The organism is Streptomyces sp. Y1, from assembly GCF_041053115.1.
Taxonomy (GTDB): Bacteria; Actinomycetota; Actinomycetes; order Streptomycetales; family Streptomycetaceae; genus Kitasatospora; species Kitasatospora rubellomurina.
Genome location: NZ_CP163445.1, coordinates 8,505,745 through 8,522,192, shown reverse-complemented (window position 1 = coordinate 8,522,192; position 16,448 = coordinate 8,505,745). Strand labels below are relative to the sequence as shown.

General features: G+C 70.0%; 14 protein-coding genes. 8 read left to right on the top strand and 6 right to left on the bottom strand.

The window, feature by feature from the left end:
* Nucleotides 1-57: 57 nt before the first annotated feature.
* Nucleotides 58-3,033 (bottom strand): BTAD domain-containing putative transcriptional regulator, encoded by a 2,976-nt coding sequence (locus AB2U05_RS37300; RefSeq protein WP_369185809.1) that lies wholly within the window; start codon nt 3,031-3,033, stop codon nt 58-60.
* 309 nt (nt 3,034-3,342) lie between these two features.
* Here AB2U05_RS37300 and AB2U05_RS37295 point away from each other — a divergent pair, with 309 nt between their 5' ends.
* Nucleotides 3,343-4,530 carry an MFS transporter gene (locus AB2U05_RS37295; protein WP_369185808.1) on the top strand — a complete coding sequence of 396 codons (1,188 nt, stop codon included), beginning with the start codon at nt 3,343-3,345 and terminating at the stop codon, nt 4,528-4,530.
* 183 nt (nt 4,531-4,713) lie between these two features.
* Here AB2U05_RS37295 and AB2U05_RS37290 read toward each other — a convergent pair whose 3' ends face one another.
* Together AB2U05_RS37290 and AB2U05_RS37285 are read right to left on the bottom strand one after the other, a co-directional pair.
* Entirely contained in the window at nt 4,714-4,974 is a 261-nt protein-coding gene (locus AB2U05_RS37290) for a hypothetical protein (RefSeq protein ID WP_369185807.1), read from the bottom strand.
* Nucleotides 4,971-5,186, bottom strand: coding sequence for a hypothetical protein (locus tag AB2U05_RS37285; protein WP_045710640.1), 216 nt, complete (start codon nt 5,184-5,186; stop codon nt 4,971-4,973). Before AB2U05_RS37285 ends, AB2U05_RS37290 begins: the two co-directional genes overlap by 4 nt.
* 983 nt (nt 5,187-6,169) lie before the next feature.
* Here AB2U05_RS37285 and AB2U05_RS37280 point away from each other — a divergent pair.
* The 4 genes from AB2U05_RS37280 to AB2U05_RS37265 all read left to right on the top strand — a co-directional run bounded on the left by AB2U05_RS37280 (nt 6,170) and on the right by AB2U05_RS37265 (nt 10,789).
* Nucleotides 6,170-7,975 (top strand): transglycosylase SLT domain-containing protein, encoded by a 1,806-nt coding sequence (locus AB2U05_RS37280; protein ID WP_369185806.1) that lies wholly within the window; start codon nt 6,170-6,172, stop codon nt 7,973-7,975.
* A 1,056-nt stretch (nt 7,976-9,031) separates the two neighbouring features.
* A complete protein-coding gene (locus AB2U05_RS37275) occupies nt 9,032-9,823 on the top strand; it encodes a GDSL-type esterase/lipase family protein (RefSeq protein ID WP_369186064.1) in 792 nt (263 codons plus the stop codon).
* Nucleotides 9,824-9,871: 48 nt separating this feature from the next.
* Complete coding sequence (locus AB2U05_RS37270; protein ID WP_369185805.1) at nt 9,872-10,354, top strand: hypothetical protein; 483 nt, start codon at nt 9,872-9,874, stop codon at nt 10,352-10,354.
* Nucleotides 10,355-10,393: 39 nt separating this feature from the next.
* On the top strand, nt 10,394-10,789 hold the full coding sequence (locus AB2U05_RS37265; protein ID WP_369185804.1) for a hypothetical protein: 396 nt from the start codon (nt 10,394-10,396) through the stop codon (nt 10,787-10,789).
* Nucleotides 10,790-10,955: 166 nt separating this feature from the next.
* Here the strand turns inward: AB2U05_RS37265 and AB2U05_RS37260 are convergent, their stop codons facing one another.
* Entirely contained in the window at nt 10,956-11,843 is an 888-nt protein-coding gene (locus AB2U05_RS37260) for a helix-turn-helix transcriptional regulator (protein WP_369185803.1), read from the bottom strand.
* Between the two features lie 382 nt (nt 11,844-12,225).
* Nucleotides 12,226-12,729 carry a MarR family winged helix-turn-helix transcriptional regulator gene (locus AB2U05_RS37255; RefSeq protein WP_045700165.1) on the bottom strand — a complete coding sequence of 168 codons (504 nt, stop codon included), beginning with the start codon at nt 12,727-12,729 and terminating at the stop codon, nt 12,226-12,228.
* 85 nt (nt 12,730-12,814) lie between these two features.
* On the opposite strand from AB2U05_RS37255, the gene AB2U05_RS37250 reads away from it, so the two are divergent.
* Together AB2U05_RS37250 and AB2U05_RS37245 are read left to right on the top strand one after the other, a co-directional pair.
* Nucleotides 12,815-13,321 (top strand): cupin domain-containing protein, encoded by a 507-nt coding sequence (locus AB2U05_RS37250; protein ID WP_045700164.1) that lies wholly within the window; start codon nt 12,815-12,817, stop codon nt 13,319-13,321.
* A gap of 44 nt (nt 13,322-13,365) precedes the next feature.
* Nucleotides 13,366-13,785, top strand: coding sequence for a RidA family protein (locus AB2U05_RS37245; protein ID WP_369185802.1), 420 nt, complete (start codon nt 13,366-13,368; stop codon nt 13,783-13,785).
* A gap of 285 nt (nt 13,786-14,070) precedes the next feature.
* Here the strand turns inward: AB2U05_RS37245 and AB2U05_RS37240 are convergent, their stop codons facing one another.
* On the bottom strand, nt 14,071-15,150 hold the full coding sequence (locus AB2U05_RS37240) for a hypothetical protein (protein WP_157882182.1): 1,080 nt from the start codon (nt 15,148-15,150) through the stop codon (nt 14,071-14,073).
* Nucleotides 15,151-15,728: 578 nt separating this feature from the next.
* On the opposite strand from AB2U05_RS37240, the gene AB2U05_RS37235 reads away from it, so the two are divergent.
* The gene (locus AB2U05_RS37235) at nt 15,729-16,370 is read left to right on the top strand and encodes a DedA family protein (protein ID WP_045700161.1); all 642 of its coding nucleotides are present in this window, start codon (nt 15,729-15,731) and stop codon (nt 16,368-16,370) included.
* Nucleotides 16,371-16,448 lie beyond the last annotated feature (78 nt).

Sequence of the window (16,448 nt, the reverse complement as noted above, 5' to 3'; positions counted from 1 at the left end):
TCCAGCCCCTTCCCGGCGGCGCGGCGCTCGCGCTCGTCGGCGGCGGTCGATGGGAGGTCAATGGAATGCCAACGCGGCGATGGGTGCCTTCGATTGGTCGTTGCCGAGGTGGGGGAGCAGGTCGGTAAGGATGTCGGCGTCGGGGACACCGGAGGTGCGGTAGACCGCGATGGCGTGCCGGAGATGGGGGGTTGCCTGCTCGGGTTCGCCAAGGGCGAGCAGGGCGCGGCCGAGGATGTCGTGGTAGCGGGCGTGGGCGAAGGACTGTGGGCTCAGCGACTGGACGAGGGCGAACGCCTGGGTGGCGCAGGCGATGGCCTGGGTGGGGTTCCCGGTGGCCAGATGGGCGCGGGCGGAGTGGTTGAGGGAGATGATCTCGCTCTGGACCAGGCCGCTCGAGCGTAGGATCCTGATGCCGCGTTCGAAGTGAGGGATGGCGGCCTCGGGCCGACCTGAATCCAGCAGGGCCCGGCCGAGCTCATGGCGGGCGGTGCCCTCCAGCGGCAGATCCCGGATGGTCTCGGAGATGCTGATGGCCTCGGTGAGGTCGGCGATGCCTTCTGCGGTTCGGCCCAGGGCCGCTCGGGACCGGCCCCGGCCGACAAGGGCCCAGACAGTGTCCTGGACGCAGCCGAGGCGCCGGGCGACCTCGAGGCTGCGGTCGGCGAGGTGTTCGGCGTCGGTGAATTCGCGGCGGTAGCGATGAGTCTGTGCACGCCGTTCCAGGGCACGGGAGACGATCGGGGAGTTGTCATCAGACAGGGCGATCGCCCGGTCGAGGTACGGCGTCGCCAAGTCGAGTTCCACCATGTCCACCGCCGCCATACCGGCGGTGAGATGGAGGACGGCGAGTTCGTCGTGGTCGGCTCGCTGGGCGGCCGGGCTGGTGAGCAGGCGGTCTGCGAGGTGGCGCATACGGTCGTTGCTGATGCCGTAGACCGTGAAGTCGGTGAGCATCAGGAGGGTCATGCAGGCGGCGCGGAAGACGGCCGGGTCGAGGGCGGTCCTACTCTGGGCGGTGATCGCGGCGGCGTTCTCGAACTCCGCCAAGGTCCAGGTCACGGCTGCGGCCCGGTCAGGGAACTCGGCGCGCAGCAGGTGCGCCGGGCCGCCCGCCTGCGCCGGGTCGACCAGCCGGTCGACGATGTCGTTCGGAAGCACGGCTCGGTGGGCGGCGGCGAACAGCAGGCTCAACTCGATCGTGGCACGGCGCAGGGCAGCCGTCCCCTCCTCGGCCCGGCCGGTGGAGGGAAGAGCCCGGGCGTAGGCTCGGACCAGGTCGTGGAAGCGGTACGCCCCAGGAGCCGGGGCTTCGAGCATGGCGGCATCGACGAGCTGCTCGCAGAGGTCCTCCGCTTGGGCGGTGGTGGTGTCGAGGGCCGCGGCGGCCAGGCGGACGCTCACGCGCGGGGCGTCGAGCACGGCGAGCAGCCGGAAGGCCCGCTCCTGAGCCGGTGTCAGCTGGGTGCGGCCGAGCTCGAAGCAGGTGGTGATCCGTAGGTCGTCCACGACGAGCTCGCCCATCACCGGACCCTCGGGGCCGGTGAGCCGGCCGACGAGGTCCGCCACCCGCCAGCGCGGGCGGGCGGCCAGGCGCGCGGCGGCGATCCGTAGGGAGAGGGGGTGGTAGGCGCAGGCCGCGGCCAGCCCGGCCACGTCGGCGCTCTCCCGCTCGGCCCGGTCGGGCCCGATCACCCGGGCGACGAACGCCGCCGCGTCCTCGGCCGGAAGCGGCTGGACCTCGACCCGTTCGGTGGCGGGCAGGCCGCCGAGCGGGCGCCGGGAGGTGACGACGACCGCAGTGCGGCCGCTGCCCGGGAGCAGCGGGCGCACCTGGGCGCTGTCGGCCGCGTTGTCCAGCAGGATGACCAGGTGCCGGCCGGCGAGCAGGGAGCGGTAGGCGGCGGCGCGTTCGTCCAGGGCGGTGGGGATGGTGTCGGGCGGGTGGCCCAGGGCGAGCAGGAAGGCGGCGAGGACGTCGGAGGGGTCGGCGGGGGTGTCGCCGGCGCCGCGCAGGTCGGCGTAGAGGTGCCCGTCCGGGAGATCGGGGACGAGGTGGTGCGCGGCGGCCAGGGCCAGGGCGGTCTTGCCCGCACCGCCCATACCGGAGATCACCACGACCGGGGTGCCGCGTCCGGTGCTGCGGAGGGCGGCGATCACGGTGGCGCGTTCGCGGGAGCGGCCGGTGAAGTCCGGGGGCGGGGCGGGAAGCTGGGCCGGGGCGGGAAGCTGCGCCGGGACGGGAGCGGCGGTCGGTGCCGGTCTCTGCTCGAGCGGGCCGGGCTGGAGGTCGGGGTCGGAGCGCAGGATCTGCTGGTGGAGGTGCTGGAGGCGTGGTCCGGGTTCGACGCCGAGTTCCTCGATCAGGGTCTGCCGGAGGTCGGTGTAGGCGTGGAGGGCGTCGGTGGGGCGGCCGCACCGGTAGAGGGCCAGCATCAGGAGTTCGTGGAGGCGTTCGCGCAGGGGGTGGTCCGCGACCAGGGCGGTGAGGCTCGCGGCGGCCCGGGCGGGTTCGCCGAGTGCGAGGTCGCAGGCAACGGCCTGCTCGGCCGCGTCGGTGCGGGCCTCCTCGAGCCGCCGGCGCTGGGCTGTCGCGTAGGGGCCGGGAAGTCCGGCGAGCGGCTCTCCGCGCCAGAGCGCGAGGGCACGGCCGAGCGTCTCGCGCGCCGCCTCCGGGGCGAGATTCCGTGCGGAGCCCGCCAATTCCTCGAACTCGGCCGCATCGAGAGCAGCGGAGGAGAGGTCCAGCCGGTAGCCGCCGGTGACGCTGCTCAGTACGGAGGAGTCCGCTCGGCTGCCGCGGCAGGGGTCGAGTTCCTTGCGCAGCCGGCCGATGTAGGTGCGCATCATACGAACGGCCTGTACCGGGGCGTCCTCCCCGCAGACGCCCGCGGCGAGCTCCTCGACCAGGACGGACTGCGGGGAACGCAGGGCCAGCATGGCCAGCACGGCCTGCGGCTGCGGCCCGCCGAGCACCAGCTCCCGCTCGCCGGCCCAGGCGCGCACGTCACCCAGCAGTTGGATTCTCAGCACAGTCCGGCCCCCGTACGGCAAAAATGTCGTCGCATTGTACGTGGGCGGAAATTCCGGGCACGTAGCGCAGTCGCCCCCAGAGCAAGCCGGCGGACTAACCCCCCACCCACGTGGCGGTGATGGTATTGAACAGACATTGATCAGGAATAAACACCGGCCAGGCAGTCTGCCGTCATGACCTCGACCGACCTCACCGCACCGACCCCGCAACCCTCGACAACCCGCATCCTGGCAGGACCGGGACCGGCCCCTGCCCGCGCCTCGGCAGCCGGTGACCGCTCCGCCGAACGGCGTGTCCTCGCCTCCTCGATGGTAGGCAACGCCGGATACGGCCTGCTGAGCACCATCACCGTCCTGTACTACAGCGGCTTCCTGCACCTGTCCGCCACCAGGATCGGCCTGACGCTGACTCTGGCGGGCCTGGCGGCGGCGCTCCTCGGCGTGCCGATCGGGCGCCTCGCCGACACCCGGATCCCCGCGCGCATCGGCGCCGGCGTCAGCTACCTGCTCCTGGCGGCCGCGGAGAGCCTGCTGACGGTGGTCCGCTCCTTCGCCCTGTTGGTCGTGGTCCTGACCGTCTCGGCCGGGTTCCAGATGCTCGCCCGGACGATGCGCCAGGTCACCGTGGCTGGGATCGGCGGCGAGCGGGCCGCCGAGTTCCGCGCCAAGGTGTCCGCCCGCGCCAACCTCGCGATGCTCGCGGGGATGGGCGCCAGCAGCCTGGTCATCGCCTACGACTCCCCGACCGTCTACCGCGCCGCCATCGCCGCCGCCTGCCTGTGCACCGCCGGGCAGGGACTGCTGATCCTCGCGGTCCCCGCCGAGGCCGTACCCGGCCCGGCCGCCCGCGACGCCTCGCCCGCCACTGCGGCCGGAACGGCTCCCTCACGCTGGCTGGTCTTCTCCGACCTGCCGTACATGGCGATCTGCGGGCTCTACGCGACCATGGCCATGGCCGAATGCGTCACCACCGTCGCCCTCCCGCTCTGGATCTCCCAGCACACCCAGGCCCCCACCTGGCTGATCGGCGCCTTCGGCATCACGAACGTCCTCACCGTGGGCCTGCTGCTCACCCGGGCGGGGCGGCTGATCGACACCCCGAGGAAGGCGGGGCGGGCGATGGCCGTGGGCGGGGCTCTCAACGGGCTGTTCCTGCTGCTGGTGATGCTGGCCTCGGGACGCTCGGTGGCCGGCGCCGTGGTGCTGCTCGCGGCGGGGGTGGTGGCCGGGGTCGCGGCCGAACTGTGCGTCATGCCGGCGGAGAACGAGCTGACTATGACGCTGGCACCCGCCCGGGTGCGGGGCCAGTACCTGGGGCTGTCCGAGACCGCGCTCACCGCCGCGCTGACTCTCGGGCCCTCGGTGGTGACCCTTGCCACGGTCGACGCGGGCCGGGCGGGCTGGATCGTCCTGGCCGGGGTGTTCGCCCTGGCCGGTGCCGCCGCGCCCGCCGCAGCGGCCCGGGCCGGCAGGCCCCGGGCTGCCGAGGACGAATGAACCCGCCTGGCCCGGGAACGCCAGGTGCCCCCGACCGGACCGGTCGGGGGCACCTGGCAACCTGTCCCTCGTCAAGGGATCCCGTGCCTAGAGGATGCCGTAGCGCGCCATGGCGGAGTGCTCCTCTCTCATCGTCGGCCCGTTTCTGTCCCGGGCTCACGGACAGAGCATTCCGCGTGGAGATCAACAGGATCTCAACGGAAAGTCGACGACACTTCGCCGCGCGGGGCCCGCGTGCTGGGTGGCGTTGGCGAGCAGTTCGCCGGCGACGGCAGCCAGGTCGTCCAGCACGCCATCCCCCACGCCCCAGCGCGCGGCGGCGAGCCGGATCGCCCTTCGCGCCGGCGGGATACAGGCCGTGCGCTCGGCGGGGTCGGGATCGGTCGCGCAGGCAACCAGGCGGTAGACCGCGCCGGGCCGCTCCCCTGGCCAGCCGGCGCTCACCGCGCGCCGTCCCGTCCGTGAGCGGTTCGGGCGGCGCTGCCGGTGGTGACCGGGGCGACGCCGTGCTCGGCCAGCGCGTCGCTCGCGCGTACCCGGTCGCGCGCGGTGGGCCCGATCATCGGCCGGGTGACCGTGACGACCGCGCCGATGCCGCCGGCGGCGGCCAGGCCGGTGACGTGCCGCCAGCCGGGTCGCTCCGCCAGCGGCTGCATCTCGTCGGTGTCGACGACCGGGATGGCGGGGTTGTCGGGATCCTTCAGGTAGAGGGCTGCTGTGTAGTACCAGGTGCGGTCCGCTCCGTTTGACGTTGGCCTGGTCGTAGTCGGGTGACGTCATTTCTGGGTTCTGGTCCGACTTCTGCAGTCGGTTGCGGTGAGTGATCGGCTTGGTTGCTCCGGCTGCCTCGGCTACCAGATCTGCACTCCCCCACGGATCTGGGACGCCCACTGACCTGATCCCCGGATCTGCCAGGAGCGCCATGTGGGCCTTGCTGCATGAGCCCGGGGCATCGCTGCGGAAGCGAGCAAGAATGTTCAACGCGCGCGATGTCCGCCGCCCGAGGATGGGGACAGGCCGACCGGGCGGCCGCCGGCGGCGCCAACCGGTGCGCTGGCAGCGGATCGGTCACGTCGCCCACCTCGGGGAAGCGTCGACGGGCGCCCGGCGGGTGAGCGCCGTCCGCGCGTCGAGTGCGGCGGCCGCGGCGGAAAGCAGGGGCGCTCCAGCGCGTGCGCGTCGTTGGTCCCACGCGGTTCGCGCAGGGCTGTCGATCTGACAGTGCGGCGCGAGGCGGCGCACCGCGACCAGGGCGCAGCGTCTGTCCGTCTCGACCCCGACACTCTTCACAAGCGGGAGGAACGGGTACCACATGCGTCAAACGAAACGACGAAGGGTTGCCACACTCGTACTGGTGACCCTTACCACTGTGGGGTCGATGCTCGGCCGGGCTGGTGCCCAAGCGCCGCCCGCCCCGATTGTGCCGGATGCTCCACCGGCGGTTCGGTCCGACCGGCCATCGGTGGACGGCGCCACTGTCGCCCCCGGGCAGCGCGACAGTGTCCTGCCGCACGGCTGGAGAACGGCGGCCGACCGCGCGCTCGCCTCGGACGGCGACTCGACCGGTCTGCATCTACTCGTCGCCGATTCGGCGTCCGGATACAGCTGGCGTACCGCCGCCACACTGTCGGAGCCAGGTGTGGACACCGATCAGTGGATCGGCCAGTACTGCGTGAACAGCTCCGGAACCAAGGCCGTCGTGGTGTATGGTCCGCGCCAGGCGGCCAACCATGAGCAGTCGTTCCACCAGGGCGGTCTGGCCGCGGTGGTGGACCTCGGCAGCGGTGCGGTGACCAAACTGCCCGACACGGTGTCAATGGCCTACCACAACCCGGGGTGTGGTGACGGCGACCAAGCCGTGCTCTCCCGGCTGGGTGACGACCGGGGGCGTGCGGTGACCACGCTGATGCTGGTCGACACCACGACCGGTGCGGTCGTCCGACGCGTGGGCGTTCCCGGCCAGGTCACCTCGGCGGTGGCCCGGCAGGGGAGGATCGCGGCGGCATCGGGCACCAGCGTGGTCTCGGTGGATCACGACGGCTCCGTGGCCCGGCTGACGGATACGCATGGCACACCCGCCCGGCTGGCCACGGGGCCCGGGGGCGAGCTCGCCTTCGAAGTGACCGCGTCGGGCAGGACCGAGGTCCATCGGCTCGCTCAGGGGCAGGACCAGGTGCTCGCCACCGCCGGTGCCGGTGAGATCAGGCTCCGCGCATCCCGGCCCGGCATCACCGTGGTCGGACCGAAGGCATCCGCTCTGCTGCCCGCCGGGGTCCGCCCCGCCGGCTGGCACACCGTCGACGCCCCCTCCGAGGCGGAGGTGTCGACGGACAACGCCCTCGTCGTGACCAGCGCGAGTAACAAGGACGAGGCGGCCGGCCGGATGGCGCTCGGGGAAGTCAGCGGCGGTACGAGGCCGGTGAGGATCTCGGCCGTCGTCCCCGCCACCGGTGCGAACCCGGCGTTCGTCGTCCTGCCGGCCGCGCAGCGGCCAGGGGACGGGGCGGCGGCGAGCCCCGCCCGCCCGGCGCCCGCCGAGGTGCGGGGAGCTGCACCGGCCGCCGGCCCCGACCCGGCGGGCACCACCATCGACGTGGACCGGGCCTGTGCCGTCCCCCGCAACGATCCGAAGGTCATGAGCCTGCAGCCAAGCCCGCAGATGGCGGAGTGGGCGATCGACCTGGCCGTCCAGGGCCAACTGACCGTCCCCCGCCCCGCCGGCTGGAACGGCTCCCCACTGGCTGCCTACACCCCGCAGGGGCTCTTCCCCTCCCACGACCTGTCCGGCGGCGGCCGCGTCCCGGCGCAGATCATGCTCGGAATCGCCGCGCAGGAATCCAACATGTGGCAGGCCTCCCAGCACGCTGTGGACGGCGAGAGCGGCAACTTCGAACAGGGCGGCTTCTACGGCAACCACGGGGACAACTCCGTGGTCGACTTCTCGCAGGCCGACTGCGGCTACGGCATGATGCAGGTCACCGACGGGATGCGGGTCCCGGACAGGAGCTACACGCAGCAGCAGCAGTTGGCGATCGCGGTCGACTACGCGGCCAACGCCGCGGCCGGGCTGCAGATCCTGCAGGACAAGTGGAACCAGACCCGGGCTCGCGGGCTCGTCGCGAACGACGGCGACCCGAAGTACCTGGAGAACTGGTGGTTCGCCCTGTGGGCCTACAACACCGGCTACCACGAACAGGGCTCCGACGCGTCAGGTGCCTACGGCCTGGGCTGGACCAACAACCCGGGCAACCCCGACTACCCGGCCGACCGCAAGGTCTTCCTCTCAGCCACCCGCGACGACGCCAAGACTCCCAACCACTGGTCCTACCCCGAGCGGGTGATCGGCTGGGCGGCGTACTCACTGCTGCGCTACGACTTCATCAACCACAAGTACGTCGAGGCGTTCTCACGCGGCCACTGGGCGAACCTGGACGCACCCCAATGAGGCTGTGTAGGAGTTATTATAGGGTGAGGGATAAGGGAGGTTTTTTTTTTTTTTTTTAGTATATATGGGAGTAGAATAGAAAAGCGCGAAATATGAAAGATGGATGAGAGAGAAGCGTTAAGAGCGGAGCGGGTGATGAGGGTAGTAAGGATGAGTGGGGGGGGAGGGGGTGGAATATGGAATGGGTTAGGGATAGGGGAAGGAATGTTGGGATGGAGTTTGGGGTGAGAGGGGGGGAGGGGAGGGTAGAGTGGAGAGGGGGGGTGGAGGGAATTAAAGAGGAATGGGGGAAATAAAAAGGGGAGAGGAAGGGATATGAGAGGAGTTATCTCTCTCTATGCTGGGGGGGGGAGGGGAGGAGGGGGAATTTGTTTGGGGTGTGGGGGGGGTGGTTTTGTGGTTTTGGATTGTGTTGTTTGGGTTGGTTTGTGTTGGGTGGGAGGTTAGGTGGGTTTTAGTTTTGTGGTAGGGTGATGAGTAATTAGGTTGAGGTAGAATTATGTGAGGGGAATAGGGGGTATTATGGAGGAAAATATTAAGTGGTGTATAGGTTATTTAAACTAGTGTAAGGTGTGAGTGAGGGTGATCTCTCTCTTCTATATTAGGAGAGATGGATGGGACATGGGGGGGGGGGTGTTTGTTGTTTGGTTTTTGTTTGGTGTTGTTTTGGTGTGTTTAAATATATAGGAGGGGGGTATTAGGGAAGATTGATAAAGTTCTATCTAGTAGCGGTATGAAAAGAAAAGGAAGGGTGAGTGAGGGAGGGTATAGTGAGGGGGGAGGGGGGTGGGGGTATTGAGGGGTTAGTGGGGGGGGGGGGGGGGGATTTTTTTTTTTTTTTTTGTGTGAGTTTGTTTGTGTTTGTTGGTAAGTAAAAAGAAGAGAAAAAAGTTTGAATTTAGAGGGAAGAAAGAGGATAGAAGTAAAGAGAGTTAGAAGAAAGAGTTTAGAAGTATAAGAGTGTAGGTATAATTAGGTTATAAGGGATGGGAATGGAGGAATAAGAGAAAAAGTAGAAGGGGAGTGGAGGAATAATGGAAAGGGGTATATGCCAGTATCGGGGCCAGGGCCGACGCGTTCGACCCCGGCATCGACTACCACATGCTGGCCTGCAGCGGCGCCACCACCGGCACCGTCCTGCCAGCCGCAGCCCCCGGCTCCGCCGGAGGGGGCCAGTTCGGCGAACTCCCGCAACTGGACCAGGGCTACCTGGACGAGAACACCACGCTGGTGACGCTCTCGCTCGGTGGCAACGACGCCCGCTTCACCCGGGTGGCCAGGGCATGCACCTTCGAATCCAAGTGCGGTACAGCCGTGTTGCCCGCCGACCCGGACACCGGTCAGCCTGCCGACACGGACATGCTGATGACCGTCGAACCGAAGGTCATCGAGAACCAGGTGGTGCCCGGTGTGACCCAGACGATCCGAACGATCCACCGGCTGGCCCCGAACGCCAAGATCGTCCTGATGGGGTACCCGGTCCTCATGAATGACGTCGGTGTCACCAAATGCAAGCTGCTGTACTGGAAGGACAGCATGACCTGGATGGCTTCCATGGCCTGGTTGATGCGTGATCGGTTCGCCTCGACTGCGCAGCAGCTGCGCAGCGACACCTCCGGTCCGATCGACGTCACCTTCGTCGACGCGATCGACGCGTTCGCCGGAAAGGGCGCGTGCGGAGACCCCGAGGACATCAACTGGATTCGCACCGACTTCACCCCCGGTGACTCCGGGCACTGGGTGCTGCTCAGCAACATGGCCGGCCAGCAGTCACTGCACCCCACCCGCGGCGGGGCGCTGCTTTACGCCGGCCTGCTCAACAACACCCTGGGCAAGCTCGGATTCTGACCTGACCGAGCTCCAAGGCTTCGACAACTCACTCCGGAAGGAATCGACTTGAAGCGCATGAAGAAGGCCGCTGCCAGTGCGGTGGCCCTGATCGCGATGACCGTCGGCACGGCCGTGGTCGGCCCGGCCGCACCGGCGCACGCCACCGCTGCCGAGTGCACCGGAGGGGCGAACGGATTCAAGGACGTCCCGAACCAGCGGGTCTACGGGGAGCAGACGGTCCGCTCCGTCGGCTGGTGGTCCCCGCGCGGCTACGTCGAGATCAGCCTGGAGAAGGGCGACCCCTACGGACCCGTGATGGGCTGGGCCCGACTGTCCGGTGCCACGGACCAGAGCATGCAGGTGTGGATGGACTGGACCAAGGACGGCGGCAAGAGCTGGACCCAGTGCGGCCCGTTCTCGCCCACCACGATCTGGGTGGGTGAACCCGTCACGACCCCGGCTCAGACCGTCAGCAGCGAGCTGGCCTACCGGTTCCGGGCCTGCGGCTCCTTCTGGCCCGGCAACGTGACCTGCACCGACTGGTGGTAGGCCGACTCCCCTCACGTCATCAACGATCCTGGAGGGATCATGCGTCGTCTGCGCACCATCCTCGGAGCCGGGACAGCACTCGCCGCAGCACTGCTGGGTGCGACACCCGCCGCCGCACAGCCCGCGCTCGCGGGGACAACGTTCTGCTTCCCGTCCTCCCCGAGCGACGTCACCTCGCAGGTGTCCGTCTGGACCACCGTGCACATCCGCAACTGCCCCTGGCGGGACGGGAGCACCATGACCCTTCCGGCGCAGACGCTCAACTCGGTCTGCCAGGCTACGGGCGAGACCGTCACCGACCCGGTCTACGGCAGCAACAACTGGTGGACGTACGTCATCCTCGGCGAGAACTCCGGATGGATCTCGAACATCTACCTCCGCGGTGACGCGCACCTGAACAACGTCCCGGACTGCGCATCGATCACTCAGCACTGAACAGCACCCCGGGATCCGAGCTGCGCGGCAGGCCCGCCCAGGCACTTCGTCGGGCGGGCCTGCCGCGCCGCCGTGTCCACCGAGGGCGGCCCGGGCACCTGGTCATGGCCGACCGATGCGCAGCCGGCCTCGGGGCGCGGTGGTCGCGGGCGTCGAACGGTCCTGCTCACTCCTTGCCCGCGGGATGCGGCCGCTGCAGCAGGGCCCGCACGGCTCCCGGCAGTTCGCCGACACTGCGCCGGAACACGCGGGTCATGTGCGCCTGGTCGGCGAAGCCGTACTTCGCCGCCAGCTCCCGCAGCGGCTGTCCTGCGGCGAGTTCCTCCGTCACCGCGCGCACCCGCAGCTGATTGCGGTAGCCGGTGAGGGTATGGCCGGTGACCGACCGGAAGACCCGGCTCAGATGAAAGGGCGAGCATCCGGCCTCCCGACTCAGCTCCTCCAGCCCCAGAGTGGGCGGACCGTCCGTCAGCGCGGCGCAGACCCGACTGACGAGTCTGCGGTGCGCTGCCGCGGTGGATGCCTTGCGGCCGCCGTGGGCGGGTGAGCGGGCCCCGGCGAGTCGGGCCATCAGGCTGTGAACTCGCTCGGCCACCTCGAACGCGTCCGTTCCCGCCCTGCAGGCGGCCACCAGGCTTCGATGGGCGACATCGACGCGGGCGGTGATCCGAAGGACACCCGCGGCGCCCGCCGCCGGACACTCGCCGTGGATGTCCTGGCGGTACTCCAGGACGGTGCTGAGATCGCGGATGCCGGGCAGGTGGGCGATGGACATCTCGCCGCCCTGAGCCACCATGAAGCCCATCGTCGGGTCGATGAAGTCCTCACTCCCGGCCGTGCGCAGCAGGAAACCCCCCGAGCGGACGAGCGAGACGATCAGAACTGCGTCATCGGGCGTGCCGGTCGTCGCCTGCCTGAATGACTGGTGATCGTCATGGCAGGCGAGCTCGGTGATCCGCAGGCCTGTCTGACGGCTGAGGCGGGTTCGCCTGACCGAGTCGCCGTCCTGACCGTCCCGAAGCCTGTTGCCTTCCGCCCCCTGGTGGTGCGTCATGTTTCCCCCGAATCACCCCTGATGTTCGATCAGAACCGCACTCTGGCAGCGATGGAGGGCATGTGCCGCACGGTTTACGCGGATGGCGGACGCTCGACCAGGAATTGGCCGAAGCACGTCATGATTGGCCGGTGGGTCTCCTCGTCCGGGTAGCCCCACGTGATGAAGGCCTCGGCGCCCGGGCGGTAGCAGGCGGGAAGGGAGGCGTGGCCGTGCAGCACGGGCCCGAGCAACGAAGGGCTGGCCGACAGTTGGCCTGCCACGTCACACTACTCAACGTGACTCGACCGGCCCGCGGGCCGCCGTTCGCGAACTACAGCTCGCCTCCGCCTTCACGGCCTCGCCGGCGTCGTGCACCTCGGGCGTGGCGTCGGGCGGGCTGTCAGGGCGCGGGGTTCTCCGCGCCCTCGACGTCGGCGAGCAGTTTGCGCAGGAGCCCGTCCAGGGTGGCCCGTTCCTCCCCCGAGAGGCCGGAGAGCAGCGCGGTCTCGTTGGCCGCGTGGTCGGTGAAGGCGGCGTCCACGAGGGCGCGTCCGGCCGCGGTGAGGGCGATGCGGACGCTGCGCCGGTCCGCCGGGTCGGTGCTGCGTTCCACCAGGCCCGCCGACTCCAGCCGGTCGATCCGGCTGGTCATGCCGGCCCGCGACATCAGCAGCAGCGCGGCGAGTTCGGAGGGCATCAGTTCGTACGGCGCGCCGGAGCGGCGCAGGGTGGCGAGAACGTCGAACTCGCCGCGCTGGAGGCCGTGTTGTTTGAACACCTCTTCGATGACCCGGCCCGCGAGCAGCGCGAAGCGGCCGAGGCGGCCGATGGTGCCGACCGCCGCCAGGTCGAGGTCCGGGCGCTCCCGCCTCCACTGGTCGAGCATGACGTCCACGTGATCCATGGGGGCATATTATTCGATGGGAGATAGTTAGACGCAGTACTATCAGGCAGGGAACTATCGGATCGCTCGCTGCGGGGAGAGGGCAATGACGTTGATCGGACCGGAAGCCGTGGTGGTGCGGGGCGACGAAGCCGAGACCATCCGGATGCTCGGCGGCGAGGGGCGGCTGTTGGCGGACTCCAGCGCCACGGGAGGCGCCCTGAGCACCCTGCGCGTCACGCTGGGGCGCGGCAAGGACGGCGCCACTCCGCACTACCACGGGGGGTCCTCGGAGCTGTTCTTCGTCGTCGACGGCTCGGCCCAGGTGCTGGTCGGGACCGAGGTGGTCACCGCCCGGAGCGGCGACCTCGTGGTGGTGCCGCCCCATCTGCCGCACGCCTTCGCGGCGGCGCCGGACTCCGGGACGGACCTGCTGATCGTGATCACCCCCGGGGTGGAGCGCTTCGACTACTTCCGCCTACTGGAGCGGATCCGCGCGGGCGAGGCGACGGTCGAGGAACTGCTCGCCAAGCAGGACCTCTTCGACAACCACTTCCTGGAGTCGCCGAGTTGGCGCGACGCCCGGGCAAAAGCCGCCCGGTCCGAGCCGTAGACCGCCCGGCACCGAGCCCGGCCCGACACCAGGGAAGGAACCCCATGACCGACACCCGCACCATCACCAACCCGCCCGGCCTGCACGACCCGACGCCGTTCGGCTACAGCCACGCCGCCTCCGCGCCCGGCGAACCGGTGTTCATCGGCGGCCAGTACGCCTCCGACGCCAGCGGTCACGTCGTGCCCGGCGACTTCGCCGCCCAGGTGGAGCTCGCCCTCACCAACCTGCGCACCGCCCTCGCCGGGGTCGGCCTCGGCTTCGAGCACGTGGTCCGGCTCGGCTCGTACATCGTCGACCACGACCCGGAGAAGCTGGCCGTCCTCGGCAAGGCCCTGGCAGGGGCCTGGGGCGACCGGCTGCCCGCGCAGACGCTCAGCGGGGTCGCCTCGCTCGCCCTGCCGGGGATGCTCTTCGAGATCGATGCGGTCGCCGTCCGGCCGACGGTGGGGGCAGCGGGCTGACCCGCCCACACACAGGAGTCGGTGCCGGGGCCGTCGCTGCGGAACAGCACCCGCAGGAACGGGCCCGCGCCCTGCTGGAGAGCCTGGGCGGCGACGACCGGGCGCAGCGGGCCCTGGAATAGCTCGACGGCGTCGAGGCGGCGGTGTTCACCCGGCACGGCCGAGGACGGGCGGCGGCAGGGCGGGCTGTCGGCAGCCCGCCCTGAGCAGGCTCGGCGGTTCACGCCCTCCGGCGTGCGTTGGGGGCAGGGCGCGCCGGGTCTCCTCCGCTTGCGGCCGGCGGGTCTACCAGATGCGCTTCGAGATCACCGCGTTGTCGGGGAACAGGCCGCTCCTGGCGCCGTTCCACCTGATCGTGATCGTCCACGAGGTGTTCCCCAGGGGTGTCGGGAACACCGCCGGTGTCGAGGCGGACGGGGCCGGGGAACCGGCCGGGCGGCGCCAGCCGTCGAAGGTGCGGCCGCCGTCGCTCGACGTGGTCTCCCACACGTATCCGTCGTTTCCGATGCAGGAGATCATGACGCGCTGCTGCTCGGCGTAGCCCGGCTGACCGGGGCCGACCACGGTGGACTGGTTCCCGAGCCGCGCCGCCCCCACGCCGCTGGCGCACTCGCCGCCGCCGTTCACCTCGGACAGGTCCAGGACCGCGCCGGTCGTGGGATCCGTCGTCTCGCGCCACACGTGGTGGTCGGTTCCCGTGAAGAAGCTGCGCAGCACCGATCGGTAGTACTCGGTGCCGTAGACGGCGATCTGGCTGTCGCCCTCGATGTCCGTGGCGTTGGTGCCGAGGAGCGCGTGCGAGTCCACCCGCCAGCCGCTGGAGGTCAGTGTTCCGTTGTAGTTCCTCAGGAACGTGGTGTTGATGCGCCGGTAGGTGTTCGGTGCCTCGATCATGAGGTCCCGGGTGGCCGAGCTGATGGTGAGGATCGGGCTGCCGATCGCGTTGGCACCGGCGGGGAGCCGCACCCAGTCCGTCCAGAAGTTCAGGGACCCGTTGTTCGCCTGGCTGTACCAGATCTCCCCGTCCGTGCCTCGGATGACGACCATCGCGCGCCCCGGGGGGAACTCGACGATGCGCGGCGGCGAGGTGGTGCGGGAGGCGTTGTTTCCGCCGAGCGGGTGCCAGCTCCCGCCGTTGTAGCGGAACCAGATGTTGCTGTCCGTGCCCCGGGCGACGTCGTACGTGGCACCGTTGATCGTCACCGAGTACACCGCCGACAGCACCCGTGACTGATTTCCGTCGAGACTGATCCACTCCGTCTCCGCGGCCTGCGCCGGACCGGGTGTGCCGGCCAGTACCAGGACCACCCCGGCGAGCGCGGCCAGCATCGCGCGCCAGCCGCGGGCCATACGCTGACGAACCAAAGACACAACGATCTCCCTGCCGTTTACCTGCGACGTCCGGCGTTCCGTACGTGGCGTTCGCGTGATTCGTGTGAGGAGTCTCGTCCTTCGTGGTCACGGTGGTTGCCGCTGCGCGCACTGGCGGATGCCCGCCGGCGCACGGAGTCGCGCCGCCTGGCGACGCGTCACGCGCGGCGTCGGACGAGGCGTCAGGCTCCGTCGTCCCGAGGGCGTCACCCGGTGCCGGGGCCGCCTGCTCCAGTTGCCCGGCGAGCCGGAAGGGCAGGTCCTCGCGCCCGTACCCCGCGGCGAACTGGATGCCGATGGGGAGTCCGTTCGCGGGGTCGCTCTCCACCAGGACGAACTCCTCCCGGTCGACGCTAAGGACGAGGTCCAGCAGCGCGGCGCTGCACCGGGTGCCGCACGTTGTCCCGTCACCGGCCGTAGCGCGGCGTGCGGCCGGCTGCCCGTCCCCTGGGCTGGGGGAAGGCCACCGTCGCGGGGCCGGGGCCCGGGGCGGGGAGGACGCGGGGCCGGGGGCCGGGGGCGGGCGTTACATTGGGCGGGAAGGGGCTCCGATCCCCGACGAGGTGTGGCCGATGCACTCGATCATCGACTGGCTGGACGGCCTGTCCGGCCCGGTCGTGTACGCGGTCGTCGGTGCCATGGTCCTGGCCGAGGACGCCCTGTTCTTCAGCTTCTTCATCCCGGGCGAGACGGCCGCCGTCCTCGGCGGCTTCCTCGCCGACCAGGGCAGGGTCTCGGTCGGCTGGATGGTCCTGGTGGTGGTCTGCGCGGCCGTCCTCGGGGACTCCGCCGGCTACGAGATCGGCCGCCACCTCGGCCCGGCGCTCCTGCGCACCCGCCCGCTGCGGCGCCACCGCGAGCGGGTGGACAAGGCCCGCGAGCTGATCCGCCGGCGCGGGCCGGCCGCCGTCTTCTTCGGCCGGTTCGTCGCCTTCTTCCGTCCCCTGGTGCCGTCCCTGGCGGGTGTCTCCCGCATGGCGTACCGGCGTTTCCTGCTCTACAACGCCCTCGGCGGTGCGGCCTGGGGTGTCGGCTTCACCCTTCTGGGCTACTTCGCCGGAGCCGTCTACACCAGGGTGGAGGGCACCGTCGGGCGGGTCACGGCGGTGACGGTGGTTGTTCTGGTGGCCGTCGCGTTCCTCGTGCGGTATCTGCGCCGGCGCCGCTCGCGCCGTCGTGCGGGGTCCGGCGACGACCGGCCGTCGCGGACCTGAGGACGTGGGGACCTGGGGGCCTGGGGACCTGGGGGCCCGGGGGCCCGGTGTCCGCCCCGGCGACGACGCCGTGGCCCC